We start from the raw sequence: 22,865 nt of genomic DNA on the forward strand, positions 1-22,865 counted from the left end.
GATCCCAAAGCTTCACTTGCCTCCTCCGCCCCGGACTGATCTAACTTTTTCAAAGCAGTGATACAGGCACATCCATGATCAGCCCGCGAAAACGCATCTGGGGGTGGTACTTTTTCGACTGGGCCAGCCAGCCCTATAATACCTTGTTGCTGACCTTCATCTTCGGGCCCTATTTCGCACAGACCGCGACCGCAGCCCTTGTCGCGGACGGTATGACAGCGGAGGCCGCCAAGGCGCAGGCACAGGCTTATTGGGGTTACGGGCTGACAGCGGCAGGCATTGCCATTGCGCTTCTGGCCCCGGTGCTAGGTGCGGTGGCCGACAGTTCCGGCAGACGTTTGCCATGGATCTGGCTTTTCTCAACGCTCTATGTGGTCGGCGCAGGCGGCTTGTGGTGGACGGCGCCTGCGGATTTCTCCGTGCTCCGGGCGCTTTTCTTATTCGGCCTGGGTCTCATCGGGATGGAATTTGCCACCATCTTCACCAATTCCTACCTGCCGGAACTGGACAGCAGCAAAGAGGAACGTGGCCGCATATCAGGCTCTGGCTGGGCCTTTGGCTATCTGGGCGGGGTGATCGCGCTGATCGTGATGATCGGGTTTTTTCAGGCAGGCGACAGCGGGCGCACCATGATCGGGCTGACACCGCTCTTCGGGCTCGACCCGGCAACAGGGGCCGATACGCGCATCGTGGGCCCGCTCACCGCGCTGTGGTTCGCCCTCTTCATGATCCCCTTCTTTCTCTACATCCGCGACAGACCCGGCCCGCAAAAAAGCCCCTACAGGCTCGGCAAGGGGATGCGCGATCTGCTGCAAACGCTCAAAGGGCTGCCGCAACACCCCTCGCTTCTGGCCTATCTCGGCTCGTCGATGTTCTACCGCGATGCGCTCAACGGGCTTTACACTTTCGGCGGCATTTATGCGCTGGGTGTGCTGAACTGGTCGATCATCGACATTGGCATTTTCGGGATCGTCGCGGCCATCAGTGGCGCGGTTTTTTGCTGGGTGGGGGGCCGTATCGACCGGCGCATCGGCCCTATGCCGGTGATCGTGACCTGTTGCATCCTCCTGATCCTGACTTCCGGGCTGATCATCTCGCTCACGCCCACCTCCGTGCTGGGCATCGGGCTGGCCGACGGCTCGCCCGTCCCGGACATCACCTTCTTTGTGGCGGGTGCTTTGATCGGGGCGGCAGGCGGCGTGCTACAGGCGTCATCGCGCAACATGCTCACCCATCAGGCCAATCCCGAACGCATGACCGAAGCTTTCGGGCTTTATGCGCTTTCCGGCAAGGCCACCTCCTTCATCGCACCGGCCCTCATCGCCCTGGCCAGCGATTTGAGCGGCAGTCAGCGGATGGGCATCACCCCCGTCGCAGGGCTGTTTATTCTGGGCCTCATCCTGTTAGCATGGGTCAAACCGAAAGGGGATTTTGTGACATGAAACTCCGCCAGTTAGCCACCGCCGTTGTTCTGGGTCTGGGTCTTGCTGCCTGTTCGGACGGCACGCCGCAGTCACAGCAGACGGCATCGGTGATCCTGCCGACCATTGGCACCTCCGGTCACACGAAAAGCAAGCAACCGGCGCGACAGCTTTTCGGAGCGGAAACCTCAGGCTCGCCCAGCGCCCCGGCCCCCTTCGGCAGTTACGCAAAAGGGTGTCTTGCAGGGTCAGAGCGGCTGGCGGAATCCGGGCCCACATGGCAGGCGATGCGGCTGTCGCGCAATCGCAACTGGGCACATCCGGAAACGGTTGATTTTGTCCGCAGGCTCAGCGCCAAAGCCGCCCGGCAACCGGGTTGGAACGGTCTCTACGTAGGGGATTTGAGCCAGCCGCGCGGGGGGCCGATGCTGACTGGGCACGCCAGTCACCAGATCGGTCTGGATGCGGATATCTGGCTGCGCCCGGCGGACAATCTGTCGCTTTCTGCCGCCCAACGCGAAAGCATTTCGTCCATCTCCATGCGGCGCAACAAGGGGGCCTTCGTGAATGAAAACTGGACGCCCGCGCATCATGAAATCCTCAAAGCTGCCGCTTCCGACCCACGTGTGGCGCGGATTTTCATCTTTCCCGGTGCCAAGGTGCAGATGTGCAACGACGCCAAGGGGGATCGCAGTTGGCTGCGCAAGATCAGGCCCTGGTACGGGCATCACTATCATTTCCACGTGCGGCTCTCTTGCCCGGCCGGCGCGAAAGGCTGCGTCAACCAAAACCCGCCCCCTGCGGGTGACGGCTGTGCCGATGCGCAGGCCTGGGTCAACAACATCCTGAACCCGCCACCACCCGATCCGAACGCACCGAAACCCAAACCCAAACGCGAAATCCTGCTGGCGGACCTGCCCCAACAATGCGCCGCAGTATTGCAGTAGCCGCAATCGGCCTTCTGGCCATCGCCCCGATCTTCGCATTCCACCCGCTGCCTCAGCCGCCAGATGTGGCACCCTCAGCCCAGCCCGCCCAACATCTTTCAACGCACAGGTGGCGTCATGATGCCCCGTGGTTCGGAGGATTTTCGGGCTTCGAGCTGGGCGCTAACGGCCGGGACTTCTTTGCTGTGACCGACAGAGGATTTCTCGCGCGGGGGACTCTCACCCGCAAAAACGATCAAATTACCGACGCCCAGGTTACTACCGCCAAGCCACTTGTCGATCGCTTTGGGGAAACGCGCGACGGACCCTACAACGACGCCGAAGGATTGGCGCTCGATCACAAAGGTAGGTTGTTCGTATCCTTTGAATTCGCGGATAGAATCCTGCGCTACAATACATGGGACAGCCCCGCGGAATGGCCCTCCTATACCCGTGCATGGCGGGCGTTGGGCAGCAACAAGGGGCTCGAACTCGTCGCCATTGACGCTCAGGGAACACTGTTCTCGATCCCCGAAGGTGTGGCGCGCGGTGCCCGCGAGGCCCTTGTCTACCGCCGCCACGAGAAAGGGCGCTGGTCTCAGGCGTTCACATTGCCGCTGGATGAGGGCTACCTGCCCGTTGGGGGCGATTTTGGGCCGGATGGGCAGTTTTATCTGCTGGAACGGTCCTTTGTCTGGTTCGGATTTCGCAGCCGCATCCGCCGCATGACCGTAACCGACGCGGGCTTTGAGAATATCGAGACGCTGCTGGAAACACCTCATCGGCATCACGGCAATCTCGAAGGGCTATCAGTTTGGCAGGATGATACAGGTCGGACGCGGCTGACCATGATATCGGACGACAATTTTCTGCCCATTCTGCACACCGATATCGTTGAGTACGTCCTCAAGGATTGACTTGCACAGGCCGGATTTTGGGCCTAAAGAGCGCCCGTCTGGCCTCGTCAGACCAAGTGCCGCACCCTTGCCAAAACGGATCATCTTATGACACGCGCTTACCTTCCCGGCATTCTTGCCATGGCTGCCATCGTGGTTGCCTCCAACATTCTTGTGCAGTTTCTCTTCGGCCAATGGCTGACCTGGGGGGCTTTCACCTATCCGCTGGCTTTTCTGGTTACGGATGTAATGAACCGTGTCTACGGCGCCTCCGCCGCGCGCCGCGTTGTCTTCGTGGGCTTTGTGGTGGGCATCATTTGTTCGCTTATCGGCACACAGATCATCGGCGAATTCGGCCCGCTTGTGACCCTGCGCATCGCGATAGGCTCTGGTCTGGCCTTCCTGACCGCGCAACTGATTGACGTATCGGTCTTTGCAGCCCTCCGGAGCGGCAAATGGTGGCGCGCGCCGCTGGCCTCGACGCTGATCGGCAGCACGCTGGACACCGCCCTTTTCTTCACCATCGCCTTTTCCGCGAGCCTCATGTGGATCGAGCCTGGCAATGACGTGTCCTGGGCCGGTGAGGTTCTGCCCCTCTTGGGTTTTGGCCCTGCCGCGCCCTTGTGGGTCTCGCTGGCTGTGGCCGACTGGATGGTCAAACTGTCGCTGGCGCTTCTGGCTCTCATCCCCTTCCGCGTGATTACAGCCCGGCTCACACCCGCGCATTGACCCCGCGTTAACGAAAAAAAGCTTGGTGATTTTCGAAACCTGTGCGACGATTCCTGCAACGTCAACAGATAGGTAAAGGAGGTGATCCAGTGTCAAGAAAGGTATTGGAGCGAGGTGTCGGAACAGCTTTGGAGGTCGCCTGCTGAGGCAGCCCTTGACGGGCAGAACTCCTGAGTGGATTTCGGTCTAACCGATCCCCCTCCTAAAACCATTCGATTGGGCCGCATGTCACCGTGCGGCCCTTTTTCGTAGTCAATTGGGAAAGACCATGCCGGAACTCACCAGCCTGATCCTCTATACATCAAAGATCGATGAAACTGTCGCGTTCTATAGCACCCATTTCGGTTATACGCGGCACGACACCGGCGGCGACCGCATCGTCGAATTGCGGCCTCCAGGCACCGGTACGCGGTTGCTCCTGCACAAAGCAGCGAAGGGTCAAAGGCAAGGTCAGGCCACGGTCAAACTGGTGTTCACCGTCGCAGATGTCGAAGCCTTTTGCGCGCAGAGCAAAGAGCGCGGCCTGGCATTCGGCCCCTTGCACAGCGGCGATGGCTATGTTTTTGCCAATGCAAAGGACCCATCAGGCAATTCCGTCAGTGTTTCGGGGCGCTTTTCAACGGAGTAGGATGGGCGCATGTTGCAGATCAACGATGATATCGCACTCCAGGACTGGGAACTGACCGAGAGCTTCATGCGTGCTTCCGGCCCCGGCGGTCAGAACGTGAACAAAGTGTCCTCAGCAGTGGAGTTGCGGTTCGAGGCTGCGCGTTCACCATCCCTGCCCGGGCCGGTGAAGACCCGGCTGAAACGTCTTGCCGGGCGCCGCTGGACCACCGATGGCGCGCTGGTTCTGCAATGTGATGAGACCCGAAGTCAGGCGCGCAACCGTGATATCGTGCGGACACGTCTGGCGGAACTGATCCGAAAGGCATTGGTTGCCCCCAAGCGACGGATCGCGACAAAGCCCACGTTAGGGTCGAAAAAGCGGCGTCTCAAAGCCAAGAAAGTGCGTGGAGAGGTCAAGGCAATGCGCGGGCGCGTGGACCCCGAAAGCTGAAGCCCGCGAGGCCGGTTTCCCCGAAAGGGCTGGTGAGTGCCGCGCTTTTGGCTAGGGTGCCGGTCATCAGAACCGAGGTTTCATGCTCCCCAACCGCACCACATTGGCCATCGTTTACTCTCTGGTTGCCCTGTTGCTGTTCGATCTGATGGGCTTGGTGATCAAGTATTTGTCTGCGGATTATTCAGCCGCCGAGCTGTCTGCCTATCGTAATTTCTGTGGTCTGATCCCGTCGGCGATTGTCCTTTGGTCGTCATCGGCCTGGCGTGCTGCGGGGCGGCGGATACGCGTGCGTCAATGGCCGCTTGCCATGGCGCGCGGTGTCATTCTGACCTTTGCGCAGTTCACCTTTTACATGTCGCTGGGGTTGCTCAGCTTTGCCACGGCCAGTTCGATCACCTATGCCAATGCCCTGTTCATGACGGCGCTTGCCGTGCCGCTTCTGGGCGAAAAGGTGGGCCTGTTGCGTTGGGGGGCGGTGCTCATCGGGTTTGCGGGCGTCATGCTGATCGTCAAACCCGGCAGCGATGCCTTTACACCGGCAGCGCTCTTGCCGCTGATCTCCGCCCTGCTTTACGCATTGGCCGGTGTCACGGCGCGGATGATGGATGACGATGTGCCCTCGGCGCTGATCAATCTCTACTCCACCGGCGTGGCGGCGATGGGCGCGTTGGCTCTGGTGTTTGTGACCGGCGGGTTCAGCCCGCTGGCACAGATCAGCGATATCGGATGGATCCTCGCAATGGGCGGATTTGGCGGCACGGCGGTGTTGTTTCTGGTGGTTTCCTACCGCATGACCGAACAAAGCAATCTGGCCCCGTTCAGCTATTTCGGCATCCCCATGGCCTTTGTTCTGGGCTGGATTTTCTTTGACGAAGCCCCCTGGGAAGAGCTCTTTCCCGGCGCCATTCTGGTGGCATTTGGCGGGTTGATGATTGTCTGGCGCGAGCGGCGTTTGCGGCACCGCAGCGCCTGATCCGGCCTTTGCGGGTCGCTGAAAACCACCTGATTTTCAGGCTGTACAAGAAATGTTTCTTTTATAAATCAGGTGATTGCGTATGTTTTCGAGGTACGCCCCTCAAAAATCATTCGACATGAGGTACGCCCCTCATTTAGCCTTCACCTGTCTGAAATCCGAATCGTTTCAACCGGTCGGAGGACACTTAGGGAGGAATCACATGACATATTCGAAACTGACAACGGTCAGCGCATTGAGCCTTGTCGCCGCGGGTTTTGGCGCCTCGGCGCAGGCGGATGATCTGACGCTCTGCTGGGCCGCATGGGACCCGGCGAACGCGCTGGTCGAGCTCAGCAAGGAATTTGAGGCCCAGTCCGGGCACACGATGAGCTTTGAATTTATTCCATGGCCGAATTTTGCGGACCGCATGCTCAACGAATTGAACTCCGGCGGCAAGCTTTGCGACGTGCTGATCGGCGACAGCCAGTGGATCGGTGGCGGGGCGGAGAACGGTCATTACGTCAAGCTCAACGATTTCTTCGACAGCGCGGGCATCTCCATGGATGATTTCGCTGATGCGACCGTCTACGCCTATTCGACCTGGCCCAAGGGGACGCCGAATTACTACGCGCTGCCCGCCATGGGGGACGCCAATGGCTGGTTCTATCGCAAGGACTGGTTTGGCCGCGACGACATCAAGGCCGCTTTCAAGGAAGCCACGGGCCGCGATCTGGCGGAACCCAAATCGCAAAAGGAACTGCTGGAAATCGCGCAGTTTTTCCAAGGCCGCGAGATTGACGGCCAGACCGTTTATGGCGCGGCCATCTTCACCGAACGTGGCTCCGAAGGCATCACCATGGGCGTCACCGGCGCGCTTTATCCCTGGGGTTTCAAATATGAAAACACGCCCGGTTCCTATGATATGGAAGGCGCCGTAAACTCACCAGAGGCCGTGGAAGCACTTGAATTCTATAAGGAATTCTATGAAACGGCGACGCCGCCGGGCTATACGAACTCCTACATGGGCGAATCGCTCGACGCGTTCAAATCCGGTCAGGTCGCCATGGCGATGAACTGGTTTGCCTTTTTCCCCGGTCTTTACGCGGACCCTGACACGGGCGGCGAAAAGATCGATTTCTTTGTGAACCCGCCGCAAAATCAGGAAGGCTCCACATTGGGCGGGCAGGGCATTTCCGTTGTGGCCTATTCCGACAAGCAGGATGCGGCGCTTGAGTACATCAAGTGGTTCGCGGACCCGGCTGTCCAGCAGAAATGGTGGGATCTGGGCGGCTATTCCGCGCATAAGGCCGTGCTGGAAAGCCCGGATTTTCCGGCGTCAGCACCCTTTGCCGGTGATTTCCTCGAAGCCATGGGGGCCGTGCAGGATTTCTGGCAGGAGCCAGCCTATGCGGAACTTCTGATCGCCATGCAGAAACGCATGCACGACTACATCGTGGCCGATCAGGGCACCGCCAAGGAGGCGCTGGACAAGCTGATCGAGGATTGGACCGAAGTCTTCGAGGACGAAGGCAAGCTCTGAACCCATCCGGCGAGGTGGCCTGAAGCCCACCTTACGGAAATCTCACACCGCAAGGCGTGCCTTCGGGCCGTCTTGCGTCAGGAAAGATGCGCCTGATGACCGAGACCCCTCTTTCCCGAGCCGCGCAGGCCACACCGCCCAGCGTTGCGCGCAAGATCCGCGGGCTGAGTGACCGCGCCATTGCCTGGATATTTGTCGGGCCGACGATCTTTTTGCTGTTGGCGATCAACATCTTTCCGCTGATCTGGACGATCAGGCTCAGCTTCACCGACTTCAAGGCCAACCGCGCCGGGCGCGAAATCAAGAACGTGGGCCTGCGCAATTACGAACGCATCCTGACGGACAGCGACATCTGGCTGAACATGCAGGCCACGGCGCATTTCCTCTTCTGGACGATCTTCTTTCAGGTGCTCATCGGCTTTACGCTGGCCTATCTGATCAACAAAAAATTCAGGGGCAATGACCTCTGGACCACCATCATCGTGCTGCCGATGATGCTGTCGCCTGCAGTAGTCGGCAACTTCTGGAAGTTTCTCTATCAACCGCAGATCGGGCTTTTCAACTACATCGTGGCCTTTTTCACCGGCAAGGATCCCTCCAGCTTTGAGATGCTGGGGTCGGTGGATCTGGCCCCCTGGTCCATTGTGATTGTGGATACCTGGATGTGGACGCCCTTTGTCATGCTCATTTGTCTCGCCGGGCTGCGAAGCATCCCCGACTATATCTATGAGGCTGCCGAGATCGACCGCGCCTCCAAGCTGCGGCAGTTCTTTACCATCACCATTCCCATGGTGTTGCCCTTTCTGATGCTGGCGGTGCTGTTCCGTGGCATCGAGAATTTCAAGATGTTCGATCTGGTGGTGCAACTGACCGGCGGCGGGCCGGGGTCGACGACGGAACTCACCTCGATCAACCTCAAACGCGAGGCTTTCGAGAAATGGCGCACGGGCTATGCCTCGGCCTATGCGATCATCCTCTTTGTGACGGTGTTCGGTCTGGCCAGCATCTATGTGAAAGCACTGAACAAGGTGAAGGAGCGGTGATGATGAACGACTGGCTTTGCACCGAAATCGCCTGCGCTGAGGGCAGCGCCCGAGCCTGGGGGGGCGTGAAGCGCCCTCCCAGGCTCGGGCGCTGCCCGGCGGTTCCCACCGGGCCGGTGCCTCGGAAACAGGGTGCCACCTCATGAGCAGCTTTTCCGTCACCGAACCCAGCCAGCGCAGCAAGTGGTTTGCCGGCACATTGGTCATCCTCTACGCGCTCATCACCATGGTGCCGCTGGCATGGATCATGCTCACCGGGTTCAAGACCCCGCCCGACAGCATTTCCTACCCGCCCAAGGTGTTCTTTGAACCCTCTCTCGAAGGCTACGTGAACCTCTTTACCACCCGCACGCGCATTGGGCAGGAAGCGCTCGACGCCCTGCCACCACCCGACACCTGGTACGAAGAGATCGTGCGCGAACGCGACATGGTCATCGCAGGCCCCTCGAAATTCGGCGAGCGGTTCCTCAATTCGGTGATCATCGGCTTTGGCTCCACCTTCCTCAGCATCGTGCTCGGTACCCTCGCGGCCTATGCCTTCTCTCGGTTCAAAATCCCGCTGGCCGACGACCTGCTGTTCTTCATCCTCAGCACAAGGATGATGCCCCCCATCGCTGTGGCCATCCCGATCTTTCTGATGTACCGGCAGTTGGGCCTCTCGGACACACATCTGGGCATGATCCTGCTCTATACGGCGGTCAATATTTCGCTGGCCGTCTGGCTGCTCAAAGGCTTCATCGACGAAATCCCCCGCGAGTATGAAGAGGCCGCGCTGATCGACGGCTACACAAGGTTTCAGGCCTTCTACAAGGTCGTGCTGCCCCAGGCCGCCACCGGCATCGCGTCGACCGCGATCTTCTGTCTGATCTTTGCCTGGAACGAATATGCCTTTGCGGTGCTGCTGACCTCCGGCACGGCCCAGACAGCGCCGCCATTCATCCCGACCATCATCGGCGTCGGCGGCCTCGACTGGCCCGCCGTCGCGGCAGGGGCCACGATCTTCCTGCTGCCGGTGATGATCTTCACCGTCGCCCTGCGCAAACACCTGTTGCGCGGCATTACCTTCGGAGCGGTGCGCAAATGATCCTGTCTCGCGATTTTCCCATATGCACCAAAGCGGTGCACAGACGGTGCACAGGTTGTGCACGCGGATCATACCGGCCTTTGGAGGGTCCGAGATGAGCAATTTCTTCTCCGGTCTGTTACGCCTCAGACGCGGCCCCTGGGAGATGGTCGCCACCATTCTCATCGCGCTTGGGGTCTTCATGCTGATGCAGCCTTTCGTGATGTGGGCCTTCACCTATTCCTTCATCACCACACTTGTCGGCACGGTGATGTTCATCATCGTCAGCCACTTTCCGGAGTAGCCCAGTGGCCCAGATCATCATCAAAAATCTGCGCAAGGAATTCGGCGATTTCACGGCTGTGAAGGAGTCGAGTTTCACCATCGAGGACGGCGAGTTCTTCATGCTGCTGGGTCCCTCCGGCTGCGGCAAGACCACCACCCTGCGGATGATCGCGGGGCTTGAGCTGCCCACCGCCGGAGAGATCTACCTCGATGGTGAAGAGATCAGCCAGCGCCCACCCAGCCAGCGCGACATCGCCTTCGTTTTTCAGATGTTCGCGCTCTACCCGCATATGAACGTGCGCAAGAACCTCAGCTATCCGCTGGTCTCTCAGGGCATGGCGCGCGCTGCCGTCAAGGCCAAGGTCGAGGAGGTCGCGGGCATCCTCGGGATCACCGATATTCTGAACAAACCCGTGGGCGGTCTGTCGGGGGGTGACCGTCAGCGGGTGGCTCTGGGCCGGGCCATCGTGCGCGACCCCAAGGCCTTCATGATGGACGAACCCTTAGGTGCGCTGGATGCAGAGTTCCGCGAGCACATGTCCGAAGAGCTGCGCGCCCTGCACGACCGCATGGGCGCCACCACCGTCTACGTGACCCACGACCAGTTGGAAGCCATGCAGATGGGCGACAAGATCGTGGTGATGAACAACGCCGTGGTCGAACAGTTCGGCACCCCGCAGGAGATCTATGACAAGCCCGCCACGATGTTTGTCGCCGACTTCATCGGCTCGCCGTCGATGAACTTTCTGCGCTTTGACGGCTCCGTTGCGAAAGGGGCGCAAACCGTTGATTTGAATGGCCAACCCATGACCGTGCCGCGCCAGATCGACGGGGCGTCCGGCAAGTTGGTTTTTGGCGTGCGGCCTGAACATGTGCGCCTGAACGATGCGGACGCATACCGGGGGGAAGTACTGGCCACCGAGTATCTGGGCACCACCCAGATCATCACGCTGGAGACGCCCGACGGCGACCTGAAGGCCCGCGTTCCTGCGGGGCAGGTGGCCACAGTGGGAGAGAAGATCGGTCTGGATTTCCGGCCCGACACCATCACGCTTTTTGACGAAACCTCCGGCCGCGCGTTGCGGTCCGAGTTGAATGAAGGGGTGCTCGCCCATGGCTGAAGTTGTCCTCAAGGATGTGTCCAAATCCTTCGGCAGCACGGTTGGTGTCGCAGGCATCGACATGACCATCCCGGATGGCGCATTTGTCGTGCTACTGGGGCCAACGGGTGCCGGAAAGACAACAACCCTGCGTCTGATTTCCGGGTTGGAAAAGCTCGACCGGGGGGAGGTTTTCATCGGCGGGCGCAGGGTCAATGAGGAAACCCCGGCGCAGCGTGACGTGGCCATGGTCTTCCAGCAATATTCGCTCTATCCGCATCTGTCAGTGCGCGAAAATCTGGCCTTTCCGCTGAAATCCCCAATCCTCAATACCACCGCCGAAGAGATCACCCACAAGGTGGCAGAGGTGGCGCGCGTGCTTCAGATCACCCATAAACTGGACAACAAGGCCACCGAATTATCGGGGGGCGAAATGCAGCGCGTCTCCATCGGGCGGGCCTTGGTGCGGGAACCGCAGGTCTATCTGATGGACGAACCGCTGAGTTCGCTCGACGCCAAGCTGCGCACCGATCTTCGGATCGAGCTGAAACGCATTCAGGCCAGCCTTGGCGCGACAATCCTCTATGTGACGCACGATCAGATCGAGGCGATGACCATGGCCACCCATGTGGGCGTGTTGGATCAGGGCAGGTTGGTGCAGTTCGGCACCCCGCGCGACATCTACGAGAACCCCAATTCCGTCTATGTCGCTTCGCGCCTTGGCCAGCCGCGCATCAACATCTTGCCGGGTGATCTCTTTGGCAAAGCCCCCAAAGGCGCGCATCAGATCGGGCTCAGACCGGAACATGTCACGCAAGGTGAAGGGCGTGCCGCGCAGGTGGGCCGCGTCGAACATCTGGGCGATCATACGCGACTGCACCTGCGTCTTGACGGGCACGAAATCATTACGCTGGCAGACCCGCACGCGGACTATCAGCCGGGACATGAGGTCGACATAACACCGCGCGATCCGCTGTGTTTTGACGCCTCCGGCGACAGAATTTACTGAAAAGGGGAGAGACATGGCGCAATTCATCAATGGCAAGGACACGCTGGTCACAGATGCAATCGACGGGCTGCTGGCCAGTTCCGGAGGCAGGCTCTACCGCCTTGATGGCTACCCCCATATCAAGGTCGTGTGCCGCAGCGATTGGGAAAAGTCACGTGTCGCACTGATCTCGGGCGGCGGGTCCGGCCATGAACCGGCACATGCGGGTTTCGTGGGCAAGGGCATGTTGACGGCAGCCGTCTGCGGGGAGGTCTTCGCCTCGCCGTCGGTGGACGCGGTGCTTGCAGGCATCCTTGCCGTCACCGGCGAAGCGGGCTGTTTGCTGATCGTGAAAAACTACACCGGCGACCGGCTGAATTTTGGTCTGGCTGCGGAACGCGCACGCGCCTTCGGGCTCAAGGTCGCCATGGTCGTGGTAGACGATGACATTGCCCTGCCCGATCTGCCGCAGGCGCGTGGTGTCGCAGGGACACTCTTCGTACACAAGATCGCAGGCGCGCTGGCCGAAGACGGGGCCGATCTGGAAACCGTTTCCGACGCCGCCGAAACCGCGGTGCGGGATATGGCTTCCATCGGGACGTCGCTGGACACCTGCACCGTTCCCGGCTCGACAAAAGAAGACCGGATCGCGGCTGGCATGGCGGAATTGGGGCTTGGGATTCACGGCGAAGCGGGCGTGCAACAAGTGGCTTTCGAAGGGGCGGTATCGGCCATGGACATGGTGCTCGACAAGTTGGTGCCTCATGTCGCGGGTCAGGACTGCGTTGCTCTGCTGAACAATCTCGGCTCCACGACGCCGCTGGAAATGGCGGTGCTGGCGCAGGCTCTGGCGTCTTCGGAAAAAGCCAAAGGGATCAAAGCGATCATCGGACCAGCGCCTCTCATGACGTCACTGGATATGCATGGGTTTTCGGTATCCCTGCTGCCTCTGACCGAGGACAGACAAGCCGCATTGGCGCGGGACATTCCCTTGCCGGACTGGCCGGGCCTGACGCTGTTGTCGCCGGTTTCGGTCAAGCCCTTGCCGGACGGGTTGAGCCCGATCAAGCCGATCCCGTCGGAAAACCCCAAAACCCGCGCGCTGATCGACACCTGTTGCGATCTGCTGATTGCGGCGGAAAGTGACCTCAATGTGTTGGATGCAAAATCCGGCGACGGTGACACGGGCAGCACACTGGCCACCGCTGCGCGTGCGTTGAAAGGGTCGATGGACCGTATGCCACTGGCTGATCTGACGCAGCTTTTCCGCGCGATCGGGAATGAGCTCAGTCAGACCATGGGCGGCTCGTCGGGCGTGATCCTTGCGATCTTTTTCAGCGCAACCGGCGATGCCTGCGCCAATGGAACGCCCACGCCAGAGGCCCTGCTGGCCGGGTTGCAGCGCATCAGCGAGGTGGGTGGCGCGCAACAGGGTGACCGCACAATGATCGATGCGTTGAAACCAGCTTTGGAAACCCTGCCCCAAGGCGTCGATGCCGCAGCATTGGCAGCCCGGCAGGGCGCTGACGGTACAGCGGCCATGGGCCGGGCTAAGGCCGGTCGGGCCTCCTATGTGCCGGAGGAAAATCTGATTGGTCACAATGATCCGGGAGCCGAAGCAGTGGCGCGGCTCTTTGAGGGGCTGGCCACCGCGTTGAAAGGATAACGGCCAGAGAAATGAAGGTCAGTCGCGACACCCCTTTGAACCCAACCGTAAACGACATTGCCCGTGTCGCGCAGGTCAGCCTTGCGACCGTGGACCGGGTTCTGAATGAACGTCCGGGTGTGCGCAAAGTGACCGTCGAAAAGGTGAACCGCGCCATCGCGCATCTGGGATATGTGCGCGACACCGCTGCCGCCAATCTTGCCCGTGGCCGCATCTACCGGTTCCTCTTTATTCTGCCCGCGACCAATAATGAATTTGTGGAATTGCTGCAGGAACAGATCGCCGACCTGTCGCAGGGCCTGAAGCGCGAGCGCACACGAATTTCGCATATCCGTGTGCCAGCGTTTGACCCGATGGCGCTGGCGGATGCCATTGACGCGATTGACCCCGGCGATGTTGATGGCGTTGCGATTTTTGGTCCGGAAACGCCGTCCGTGCGGGACAGCATATCGAAACTTCGCGGCCACGGGGTATCGGTTGTCTCGCTGGTGGCGGATATCCCAAGCTCTGAACGCAATACCTACGTGGGCATCGACAATATCGCCGCCGGGCGGACCGCCGCACAGCTGATGGGTCGTTTCCTGGGGCCGGTAACAGGTGAGGTCCTCGTGCTGACCGGCTCCATGCTCGCGCGGGATCACCTCGAACGCAGGCTGGGTTTTGATGAGGTCATGGCGCGCGATTTTCCCAATCTCAACATCATGGCATCGCTCGAAGGGCGCGACGATCCTGATCTGATCGAGCGCCTGTTGCCCCGCGCCTTTGATACCGACCGCAACATTCTGGGCATCTATTCGTCGGCCGCAGGCAATGCCGGTCTGGTGCGGCACCTGCAGAACCATCCACAGGCAAAGCCGCCCGTGATCATCGCCCATGAACTGACACCCCTGTCGCGCGCCGCGTTGAAAGACGAACGCTTTGACGCGGTGATCAGTCAGGATTCCGGTCATTTGATCCGCAGTGCTGTCCGCATCATGCGGGCGCATAGTGACAACGTGCCGATCAATCCAGCGCAGGAACGCATCCGGATCGACGTTTACCTCAAAGAAAATCTGCCGCCAGATCGCGGCGGCCAACAGGGAGATTAAGATGAAGACGATCAAAGGACCGGCGCTCTTTCTGGCGCAATTCGCAGGCGATGACGCGCCTTTCAATTCATGGGACGCGATTACGAAATGGGCCGCAGACTGCGGTTACAAAGGAGTTCAGGTGCCCAGTTGGGATGCGCGTCTTTTCGATCTGGAAAAGGCCGCCGGCTCTAAAACCTATTGCGACGAGTTCAAAGGGCATGCTGCGGCCAATGGCATTGAGGTCACGGAGCTTTCGACCCATTTGCAGGGCCAGCTCGTGGCCGTTCACCCCGCTTATGATGCCGGGTTTGACGGCTTTGCTGATCCGTCGGTGCATGGTGATCCGCAGGCGCGTCAGGCATGGGCCGTCGATCAGGTCATGAAGGCGATTTCCGCCTCTGCCAACATGGGGATCAAGAACCACGTGTCTTTCTCCGGCGCGCTCGCATGGCCCTATATCTACCCCTGGCCGCAACGCCCTGCGGGTCTGGTCGAGACCGCCTTTGACGAATTGGCGAAACGGTGGCGCCCGATCCTGGATCACGCAGACGCCAATGATGTGAACATCTGTTATGAAATCCACCCCGGCGAAGACCTGCACGACGGGGTCACTTTCGAGATGTTTCTTGAGCGTGTCGACAATCATGCGCGCTGCAACATGCTCTATGATCCGTCGCATTTCGTGCTGCAATGTCTCGATTACCTCGATCACATCGACATCTACGCCGAGCGGATCAAGATGTTTCATGTCAAGGATGCGGAGTTCAATCCAACGGGCCGACAGGGCGTTTATGGCGGCTATCAGTCCTGGGTTGACCGTGCCGGGCGCTTCCGCTCGTTGGGCGATGGACAGGTGGATTTCGCGGCGATCTTCTCCAAAATGGCGGCCAATGATTTTGACGGATGGGCCGTGGTCGAATGGGAATGCTGCCTGAAGCACCCCGAGGACGGCGCGCGCGAGGGTGCTGAGTTCGTTCGCGATCACATCATCCGAGTGACCGAACGCGCCTTTGACGACTTCGCAGATGGCGGCACGGATGAGGCCGCAAACCGCAAGATGCTGGGGATATAAATATGAGCAATCGCATTCGTTTGGGCATGGTTGGCGGCGGCAATGACGCCTTTATCGGGGCCGTACACCGCATCGCCGCGCGGCTCGATGACCGCTATGAGCTTGTGGCAGGGGCCTTGTCCTCGACCCCGGAAAAAGCCCGTGCATCGGGTGAAGCGCTCGGACTGCCCGAAGACCGCATCTATGATGATTTCAAACAAATGGCGATCCGCGAAGCCCGCCTGAAAAACGGCATTGAAGCGGTGGCGATCGTGACGCCGAACCATGTCCATTTTGCCGCGGCGCGCGAGTTTCTCAAACGCGGCATCCATGTGATCTGCGACAAGCCGCTCACGTCCTCAATGGCCGATGCGCGCAAGATGGTGAAAGCTGCCGAAGCTTCCGATGCGCTGTTTGTCCTGACCCATAACTACACCGGCTATCCGCTGGTCCGGCAGGCGCGCGAAATGGTGGCGCAGGGTGAACTTGGGGCCATCCGTGTGGTGCAGGTGGAGTATCCGCAGGACTGGCTAACCAAACATGAGGATTTCAAGCAGGCGGCCTGGCGAACCGACCCGGCACAGTCCGGCGCGGGCGGATCGACGGGTGATATCGGCACCCATGCCCATAATCTTGCCTGTTTTGTAACCGGTCTGACGGTCGAAAGCCTTGCTGCGGACTTGCAGGCATTTGTGTCGGGCCGTCAGTTGGATGACAATGCGCATGTCATGCTGCGGTTCAAGGGCGGCGCGCGCGGGATGTTATGGTCCAGTCAGGTCGCGCCCGGCAATGAAAATGCGCTGCGCCTACGCGTTTACGGCGAAAAAGGCGGGCTGGAATGGGCTCAGGAAAATCCCAACCAGTTATGGCATACGCCCTTTGGTGAGCCCAAACGTCTGATCACCCGGAACGGGGCTGGGGCCGGAGACGCCGCTGCACGCATGAGCCGCGTCCCGCCCGGCCATCCGGAAGGATACCTTGAAGGCTTCGCGAATATTTACAGCGAAGCGGCAGACGCCATCGTGGCGCACCGCTCAGGAACGACGCCAGCGTCCGAGGCGACATACCCAACTGTGCATGATGGGTTGCGCGGCATGCAATTTGTAGACGCCTGCGTGCGCTCGTCCGCGCGAAACGCGGCATGGGTGGTATTGCCGGAATAACACGCTGCCTTCATGCCAAGTCATGAACAAACTGTTTACAAATCGGAAAATGTTGCCCGTCATGGAAACGCCAAGGCCGGCAACCTTTTGAATATATTATGATAATCTTGAAGTCGACGACGTATTCACCTAACCGGCCAGGATGAACCTATAAAACTCTCTTAAAAACCCCATTTTTCCAGAAACCTCTTCGAAAGAGACATCAGGCATTTTCCTCTTTTAACTTTGGTGAGGTAAAATGTTTGATACTCATTCCGCAGATCAACTTGCGGCTCTTTTTGACCAGTTTTCTGTGCCGATGTTTGCGGCAGAGCGCAGCAGCGCCCAAGATGACTTTAAAATAATTTGTACCAACGAGGCGCATGCCAAGGCATCAGGGCTTTCCACTGCCAGCATGCGCGATATTGAAATTCGCGAACTCTTGCCACAATCCGAAGCGCAAAGCGTCATTGGAAAATACGCTCAATGCGCTGACATGCATCGTGACCTGCGCTATTTTGAAACCCTGACGATGCCAAAGGGTCTCCAGCATTGGGATACATCGCTGCAGCATGTTCCACTTGGCTCAGGCGGTGACCGGGTGATTGGCACCGCGTTCCAGATTACCAGCGACCGTTACGCCGAAGGCAACCGCATCACTTTCGACAATATCCGCTTCTTTTCATCGCTGGCGGACATGCAGTTGCAAAATCTGGTTTCCATGTTTGAAGCGGCGCGGGATCAGGGGTTGTTTACTGATGACAGCGCAGGTCGTGTCACGCGGCTCTGCGGTATCTGTCGCACCGTACAAAGATCGGTTGAAGATATCAAAGCAGCAGTGCGCAATGCAGACACCATTCGAATATCTGAAAATCAGAAGTCATTGCTGTCAGAAGCAAACACCGCAGATGACCTGATGCAGGAATTGGGCGGCAAAACGCTTCGCGCTCTGTTCGAAAGCGCCCGGGGAAAAACCTGAACCAGAAAGCGTTACGAAAATTTGACTGTGATCTATCAACGGTAACATTTCTGTTGAAACGAATCCCACCATGAAATAGTGTCCTCCAAACCCCGGAGGACACTCATATATGCAGGCTTTCATTTGCGATGCACAGCGGACACCTATTGGACGCTACGGTGGCAGTCTGTCTTCTGTGCGCGCCGATGACCTCGCGGCGATTCCAATAGCCGCTCTGATGTCACGCAACCGATCGGTCGATTGGGCCCGCGTCGATGACGTTATTCTGGGTTGTGCCAATCAAGCGGGCGAAGACAACCGGAACGTTGCGCGCATGGCCCCACTGCTGGCCGGACTACCCATCGAGGTGCCGGGATCAACCATCAACCGTCTCTGCGCCTCCGGGATGGATGCTGTGGGACAGGCAGCGCGTGCCATCCGGGCCGGTGACATGGACCTCGCAATCGCTGGCGGCGTCGAAAGCATGAGCCGCGCACCCTTTGTGATGCCGAAAGCCGACACCGCGTTTTCCCGCAGCACTGAAGTCTTTGACACGACCATCGGCTGGCGGTTTGTCAACCCGAAGATGAAAGCGGCCTATGGCATCGATTCCATGCCGCAGACAGCTGATAATGTGGCCGATGATCATCAGATCAGCCGGGCGGATCAGGACGCCTTTGCCGCGCGCAGTCAGGCGCGATGGGCGGCGGCGGATCAAGCGGGCGTTTTTGCCGAAGAGATCGCACCGGTCACCATCCCCCAACGCAAGGGGGATGCGATTGTCGTGGACCGCGACGAGCACCCGCGACCGGGCACCAACATTGAAAAGCTGGAAAAACTACGTGGCATAAACGGCCCCGATCATACAGTTACGGCGGGAAACGCCTCAGGCGTAAACGACGGGGCGGCCGCATTGTTGATCGCCTCTGAAGAGGCCGCGCAAGAACACGGGCTGACGCCGATGGCCCGCATTGTTGCGATGTCAGCAGCCGGTGTGGCCCCTCGGGTCATGGGTATCGGCCCGGTCCCCGCATGCCAAAAAGTGCTGTCTCGCGCCAATCTGAGCATTGATCAGATGGATGTGATAGAATTGAACGAGGCTTTCGCTTCGCAGGGCCTGGCAACCTTACGCGCGCTTGGTGTTCCTGACGACGCGGCCCATGTAAACGCCAACGGCGGTGCCATTGCGATCGGGCATCCCCTGGGCATGTCCGGCGCGCGATTGGTCATGACCGCCGCCTATCAGTTGAAACGCTCGGGTGGACGCTATGCGCTTTGCACCATGTGCGTCGGTGTCGGGCAAGGTGTCGCGCTCATCCTTGAAAGGGTTTGAACCATGTATGCACAGATGATCAAATCGACCGGAAAAGGCGTGAAATCGCTTGATGAAATGGACCCGGAAGAGCGCGCGTTTCAGGAGCGCATCAACGCAGGCGGCAAGATCGAGCCCAAGGATTGGATGCCCGAAGGCTACCGCAAAACACTGATCCGGCAGATCGGCCAACACGCGCATTCGGAAATCGTCGGGCAACTCCCGGAAGGCAACTGGATCACCCGTGCGCCGACTTTGGAACGTAAAGCAATTTTGCTGGCCAAGGTTCAGGATGAAGCGGGCCACGGTCTCTACCTTTACTGCGCCGCTGAAACGCTGGGCGTGAGCCGCGATCAACTGACGCGCGACCTGCTGACCGGCAAGATGAAATACTCTTCGATCTTCAACTATCCGACCCTGACATGGGCGGATATGGGCGCGGTTGGCTGGCTGGTCGACGGGGCCGCCATCATGAATCAGGTGCCCTTGCAGCGGACGTCCTATGGACCTTACGCCCGCGCCATGGTGCGCATTTGCAAAGAGGAATCGTTCCACCAGCGGCAGGGCTTCGACATCATGATGAAGATGGCAAATGGGACGCAAGCGCAGCGCGAGATGGCGCAGGATGCGCTCAATCGTTTCTGGTATCCGTCCTTGATGATGTTCGGCCCATCAGACGCGGAATCCGTTCATTCGGCCCAGTCGATGGCATGGAAGATCAAGATGAACACAAACGATGAGCTGCGCCAGAAATTTGTGGACCAGACCGTGCCGCAAGCGGAGTATCTGGGCCTGAAAATCCCCGACGAGCATCTGAAGTGGAACGAAGAACGCGGGTCTTATGACTTTTCGGAACCGGATTGGGATGAGTTTTTCGACGTGTTGCAAGGCAATGGTCCGTGTTCTCGCGACCGGATGGAGGCGCGCAACAAAGCCTGGGATGACGGGCGTTGGGTGCGGGAGGGTCTTCTGGCCCACGCGCAGAAAGAACGATCACGCAACATGGCAGCGGAGTAGGTGACATGAGCAGCCCGGAATCCGGATCATACGATGGCACCGAAGCCGCACCACATGGCAAACCACGGGCAACTGAATGGCCCCTGTGGGAGGTTTTCATTCGCGGCCAACATGGGTTAAGCCACCGACATGTGGGCTCGCTCCATGCGGCTGACGCGCAAAGTGCCATCAAAAACGCTCGGGACGTCTATACCCGGCGCAACGAAGGGGTCAGCATCTGGGTCGTTGAGGCCAGCGCAATCGCCGCTTCCAGCCCGGAGGAAAAAGGTCCGCTCTACGACCCCTCCAATGACAAAGTGTACCGCCATCCGACGTTCTTTGACATCCCCGATGACGTAGGTGCAATGTGAGCGATCCTCTGTTCGAATTCCTTTGCCGCATGGGCGACAACACGCTGGTGCTCGGGCACCGCGTGTCGGAATGGTGTGGGGTGGCGCCGGTGCTCGAAGAAGACATTGCCTTGGCCAACACGGCATTGGACCTGATCGGGCAAACGACACTGTGGCTGAACCTGGCCGGGGAGGTCGAAGGAAAAGGGCGCAACGCTGACGCCCTCGCCTTTCGGCGCGACATCTGGGATTTTCGGAACGTCCTGCTTGTCGAGCAGCCAAACGGTGATTTCGGTCAGACCATGATGCGCCAGTTCCTGTTTGATGCCTGGCACAAAGCCTACCTGACGGCTCTGCAATCGAGCAGCAATGCGCAAATCGCAGCGATCGCCGAGAAGTCACTCAAGGAAGTAACCTACCATCTGGAACGAACCACGGACACGGTGATTGGCCTCGGCGACGGGACCGATGAAAGCCATGAGCGCATGCAGAATGCCCTTGATAGGCTCTATCCTTACGTGGGTGAAATGTTCACATCCGATACTGTCGACGCAGCACTTTCGGCGGAAGGGATAGCACCCGACCCTGCGTCGCTCCGACCTCAATATGATACACTGTTGCGGGACGTTTTTTCGCAAGCAACGCTCACAATACCGGCAAGTGATTTTGCGCACAAAGGCGGAAAGTCCGGGCAGCGCCACTCCGAACACCTCGGCCATATGCTGGCGCAGATGCAATGGCTGCAACGTGCCTATCCGGATGCGATATGGTAATCGAAAAGCCCGCGTTAGAGACGATTTGGCAATGGCTGGATGGGATTCCTGATCCAGAAATCCCGGTCATCAGCCTGACGGACCTGGGGATCATTCGGGACGTGGAATGGCAAAACGACACGTTGGAAGTGACCGTCACCCCCACTTATTCCGGCTGCCCGGCCACAAGGATCATCAACCTGGATATCGAGACGGCATTGAGGGATCGCGGGATCAAAAATCTGACGCTCAAAACGCAATTGTCGCCTGCCTGGACAACCGATTGGCTATCGGACCGCGGCAGGCGACGTCTGGAGGAATATGGCATCGCCCCGCCGCAAGCTGCGGGCGGACCCTCTCATTGCCCCCACTGCAAATCCCAAAGTCTGGAACGGATCAGCCAATTCGGATCGACCCCGTGCAAGGCGCAATGGCGCTGCCAAGACTGTCTGGAACCTTTTGACTATTTTAAGTGCATCTGAAAAATATGGCCCAGTTTCATACCCTCACAGTCACCAATATTCATCACACGATCCGCGATGCAGTCGTCTTGACCCTGAAACCGGAAAACCCGGACGTTTTTGACTTCACTCAAGGCCAATATCTGACGTTTAAACAGGATTTCGACGGCATTGAGCTGCGGCGTAACTATTCGATTTGCGCGGGCCTTGACGATGGTGTGCTGCAAGTGGGGATCAAACGGGTTAACGGCGGTGCCTTTTCGACTTTCGCCAACACAGAAATCAAAATCGGTGATACGCTTCATGCCACACCGCCAAATGGCACATTCTTCGCCAAAATAGAGCCTAATGAAGCGAAAAACTACCTTGGCTTTGCGGGCGGGTCAGGCATCACGCCGGTGTTGTCTATCCTGAAAACCGTTCTGAGCCGCGAACCACTGTCATCTTTCACGCTGGTCTATGCCAACCGAGCGGTCAACACGATCATGTTCCGAGAAGAACTTGAAGGCCTTAAGAACCGCTTCATGGGCCGGTTGACCATCATTCACATTCTGGAATCCGGTCAAGATATGGAACTCTTCACCGGCCGGGTCGATCAAGCCAAATGTGAAAATCTGTTCAGGCATTGGGTGGATGTCAGGTCGATTGATGTTGCCTTCATCTGCGGGCCAGAACCAATGATGCTGGCCATTGCCGAAAGCCTGAAATCACATGGGTTAGAGCCGGATCAGATCAAGTTTGAACTCTTTACCGAAAGCCAGCAGGGACGGCTTGCGAAACAGGCCATTGCGGATCGGGCAAAGGATCAGACTGGCACCGAGGCCCATGTGACTGTCGAAGGGGTGACACGCAGCTTCACCATGCCCAAGGATCAATCGGTGCTGGAGGCCGCTTTGGACAACGCTCTGGACGCCCCATTTGCCTGTAAGGCGGGCGTGTGTTCGACCTGCAAAGCGCGCGTGCTGGAAGGCGAATACGAGATGCTGACCAACCATGCTCTGGAGGACTATGAGGTCGAACAGGGCATGGTTCTGACCTGCCAATGCTACCCGCTGAGTGACACGATCACCGTCGAATACGACACACATTAAGGACAGA

The 22,865-nt window shown here is 58.9% G+C and carries 24 protein-coding genes; all 24 read left to right on the forward strand.

Annotation, left to right across the window (positions count from 1 at the left end; genetic code table 11):
* Nucleotides 1-74 precede the first annotated feature (74 nt).
* Nucleotides 75-1,442 carry an MFS transporter gene (locus tag ACOTTU_RS08915; protein ID WP_425657441.1) on the forward strand — a complete coding sequence of 456 codons (1,368 nt, stop codon included), beginning with the start codon at nucleotides 75-77 and terminating at the stop codon, nucleotides 1,440-1,442.
* Nucleotides 1,439-2,368 (forward strand): penicillin-insensitive murein endopeptidase, encoded by a 930-nt coding sequence (gene mepA, locus ACOTTU_RS08920; RefSeq protein WP_425657443.1) that lies wholly within the window; start codon nucleotides 1,439-1,441, stop codon nucleotides 2,366-2,368. The genes ACOTTU_RS08915 and mepA overlap by 4 nt, the downstream gene beginning before the upstream one ends.
* Entirely contained in the window at nucleotides 2,347-3,264 is a 918-nt protein-coding gene (locus ACOTTU_RS08925) for an esterase-like activity of phytase family protein (protein ID WP_425657445.1), read from the forward strand. Before mepA ends, ACOTTU_RS08925 begins: the two co-directional genes overlap by 22 nt.
* Nucleotides 3,265-3,351: 87 nt before the next feature.
* Nucleotides 3,352-3,972, forward strand: a complete 621-nt coding sequence (locus ACOTTU_RS08930) for a queuosine precursor transporter (protein ID WP_425657446.1) — start codon at nucleotides 3,352-3,354, stop codon at nucleotides 3,970-3,972.
* 268 nt (nucleotides 3,973-4,240) lie between these two features.
* Nucleotides 4,241-4,600, forward strand: a complete 360-nt coding sequence (locus ACOTTU_RS08935) for a VOC family protein (protein WP_425657448.1) — start codon at nucleotides 4,241-4,243, stop codon at nucleotides 4,598-4,600.
* Nucleotides 4,601-4,609: 9 nt separating this feature from the next.
* Entirely contained in the window at nucleotides 4,610-5,032 is a 423-nt protein-coding gene (gene arfB / locus ACOTTU_RS08940) for an alternative ribosome rescue aminoacyl-tRNA hydrolase ArfB (RefSeq protein WP_425657450.1), read from the forward strand.
* A gap of 82 nt (nucleotides 5,033-5,114) precedes the next feature.
* A complete protein-coding gene (locus tag ACOTTU_RS08945) occupies nucleotides 5,115-6,008 on the forward strand; it encodes a DMT family transporter (RefSeq protein ID WP_425657451.1) in 894 nt (297 codons plus the stop codon).
* A gap of 202 nt (nucleotides 6,009-6,210) precedes the next feature.
* The gene (locus ACOTTU_RS08950; RefSeq protein WP_425657453.1) at nucleotides 6,211-7,530 is read left to right on the forward strand and encodes an ABC transporter substrate-binding protein; all 1,320 of its coding nucleotides are present in this window, start codon (nucleotides 6,211-6,213) and stop codon (nucleotides 7,528-7,530) included.
* Between the two features lie 95 nt (nucleotides 7,531-7,625).
* Complete coding sequence (locus ACOTTU_RS08955) at nucleotides 7,626-8,573, forward strand: carbohydrate ABC transporter permease (RefSeq protein WP_425657454.1); 948 nt, start codon at nucleotides 7,626-7,628, stop codon at nucleotides 8,571-8,573.
* A gap of 142 nt (nucleotides 8,574-8,715) precedes the next feature.
* Nucleotides 8,716-9,657, forward strand: coding sequence for a carbohydrate ABC transporter permease (locus ACOTTU_RS08960; RefSeq protein ID WP_298915910.1), 942 nt, complete (start codon nucleotides 8,716-8,718; stop codon nucleotides 9,655-9,657).
* A 94-nt stretch (nucleotides 9,658-9,751) separates the two neighbouring features.
* The gene (locus tag ACOTTU_RS08965; protein WP_298915912.1) at nucleotides 9,752-9,940 is read left to right on the forward strand and encodes a hypothetical protein; all 189 of its coding nucleotides are present in this window, start codon (nucleotides 9,752-9,754) and stop codon (nucleotides 9,938-9,940) included.
* Between the two features lie 4 nt (nucleotides 9,941-9,944).
* Entirely contained in the window at nucleotides 9,945-11,042 is a 1,098-nt protein-coding gene (locus ACOTTU_RS08970) for an ABC transporter ATP-binding protein (RefSeq protein ID WP_425657456.1), read from the forward strand.
* A complete protein-coding gene (locus ACOTTU_RS08975) occupies nucleotides 11,035-12,030 on the forward strand; it encodes an ABC transporter ATP-binding protein (protein ID WP_425657457.1) in 996 nt (331 codons plus the stop codon). Before ACOTTU_RS08970 ends, ACOTTU_RS08975 begins: the two co-directional genes overlap by 8 nt.
* A 13-nt stretch (nucleotides 12,031-12,043) precedes the next feature.
* Nucleotides 12,044-13,675 carry a dihydroxyacetone kinase subunit DhaK gene (locus ACOTTU_RS08980; RefSeq protein WP_425657459.1) on the forward strand — a complete coding sequence of 544 codons (1,632 nt, stop codon included), beginning with the start codon at nucleotides 12,044-12,046 and terminating at the stop codon, nucleotides 13,673-13,675.
* Between the two features lie 11 nt (nucleotides 13,676-13,686).
* Nucleotides 13,687-14,763, forward strand: a complete 1,077-nt coding sequence (locus tag ACOTTU_RS08985) for a LacI family DNA-binding transcriptional regulator (protein ID WP_425657461.1) — start codon at nucleotides 13,687-13,689, stop codon at nucleotides 14,761-14,763.
* Between the two features lies 1 nt (nucleotide 14,764).
* The gene (locus ACOTTU_RS08990) at nucleotides 14,765-15,817 is read left to right on the forward strand and encodes a sugar phosphate isomerase/epimerase family protein (RefSeq protein WP_425657463.1); all 1,053 of its coding nucleotides are present in this window, start codon (nucleotides 14,765-14,767) and stop codon (nucleotides 15,815-15,817) included.
* Nucleotides 15,818-15,819: 2 nt separating this feature from the next.
* Nucleotides 15,820-16,959 (forward strand): Gfo/Idh/MocA family protein, encoded by a 1,140-nt coding sequence (locus ACOTTU_RS08995; RefSeq protein WP_425657465.1) that lies wholly within the window; start codon nucleotides 15,820-15,822, stop codon nucleotides 16,957-16,959.
* A 238-nt stretch (nucleotides 16,960-17,197) separates the two neighbouring features.
* A complete protein-coding gene (locus ACOTTU_RS09000; RefSeq protein ID WP_425657466.1) occupies nucleotides 17,198-17,917 on the forward strand; it encodes a hypothetical protein in 720 nt (239 codons plus the stop codon).
* A 109-nt stretch (nucleotides 17,918-18,026) separates the two neighbouring features.
* Nucleotides 18,027-19,229: a 3-oxoadipyl-CoA thiolase gene (gene pcaF / locus ACOTTU_RS09005; RefSeq protein ID WP_425657467.1), complete on the forward strand. Its 1,203-nt coding sequence runs from the start codon at nucleotides 18,027-18,029 to the stop codon at nucleotides 19,227-19,229.
* 3 nt (nucleotides 19,230-19,232) lie between these two features.
* Nucleotides 19,233-20,225 carry a 1,2-phenylacetyl-CoA epoxidase subunit PaaA gene (gene paaA / locus ACOTTU_RS09010; protein ID WP_425657469.1) on the forward strand — a complete coding sequence of 331 codons (993 nt, stop codon included), beginning with the start codon at nucleotides 19,233-19,235 and terminating at the stop codon, nucleotides 20,223-20,225.
* Between the two features lie 5 nt (nucleotides 20,226-20,230).
* Nucleotides 20,231-20,575 carry a 1,2-phenylacetyl-CoA epoxidase subunit PaaB gene (gene paaB, locus ACOTTU_RS09015; RefSeq protein WP_425657471.1) on the forward strand — a complete coding sequence of 115 codons (345 nt, stop codon included), beginning with the start codon at nucleotides 20,231-20,233 and terminating at the stop codon, nucleotides 20,573-20,575.
* A 29-nt stretch (nucleotides 20,576-20,604) separates the two neighbouring features.
* A complete protein-coding gene (paaC, locus tag ACOTTU_RS09020; protein WP_425657760.1) occupies nucleotides 20,605-21,327 on the forward strand; it encodes a 1,2-phenylacetyl-CoA epoxidase subunit PaaC in 723 nt (240 codons plus the stop codon).
* On the forward strand, nucleotides 21,321-21,788 hold the full coding sequence (gene paaD / locus ACOTTU_RS09025; RefSeq protein ID WP_425657473.1) for a 1,2-phenylacetyl-CoA epoxidase subunit PaaD: 468 nt from the start codon (nucleotides 21,321-21,323) through the stop codon (nucleotides 21,786-21,788). The genes paaC and paaD overlap by 7 nt, the downstream gene beginning before the upstream one ends.
* A 5-nt stretch (nucleotides 21,789-21,793) precedes the next feature.
* A complete protein-coding gene (locus ACOTTU_RS09030; RefSeq protein ID WP_425657475.1) occupies nucleotides 21,794-22,858 on the forward strand; it encodes a 2Fe-2S iron-sulfur cluster-binding protein in 1,065 nt (354 codons plus the stop codon).
* Nucleotides 22,859-22,865: the final 7 nt, after the last annotated feature.

Origin of the sequence: Roseobacter sp. EG26, assembly GCF_049830555.1 — a bacterium.
Classification (GTDB): domain Bacteria; phylum Pseudomonadota; class Alphaproteobacteria; order Rhodobacterales; family Rhodobacteraceae; genus Roseobacter.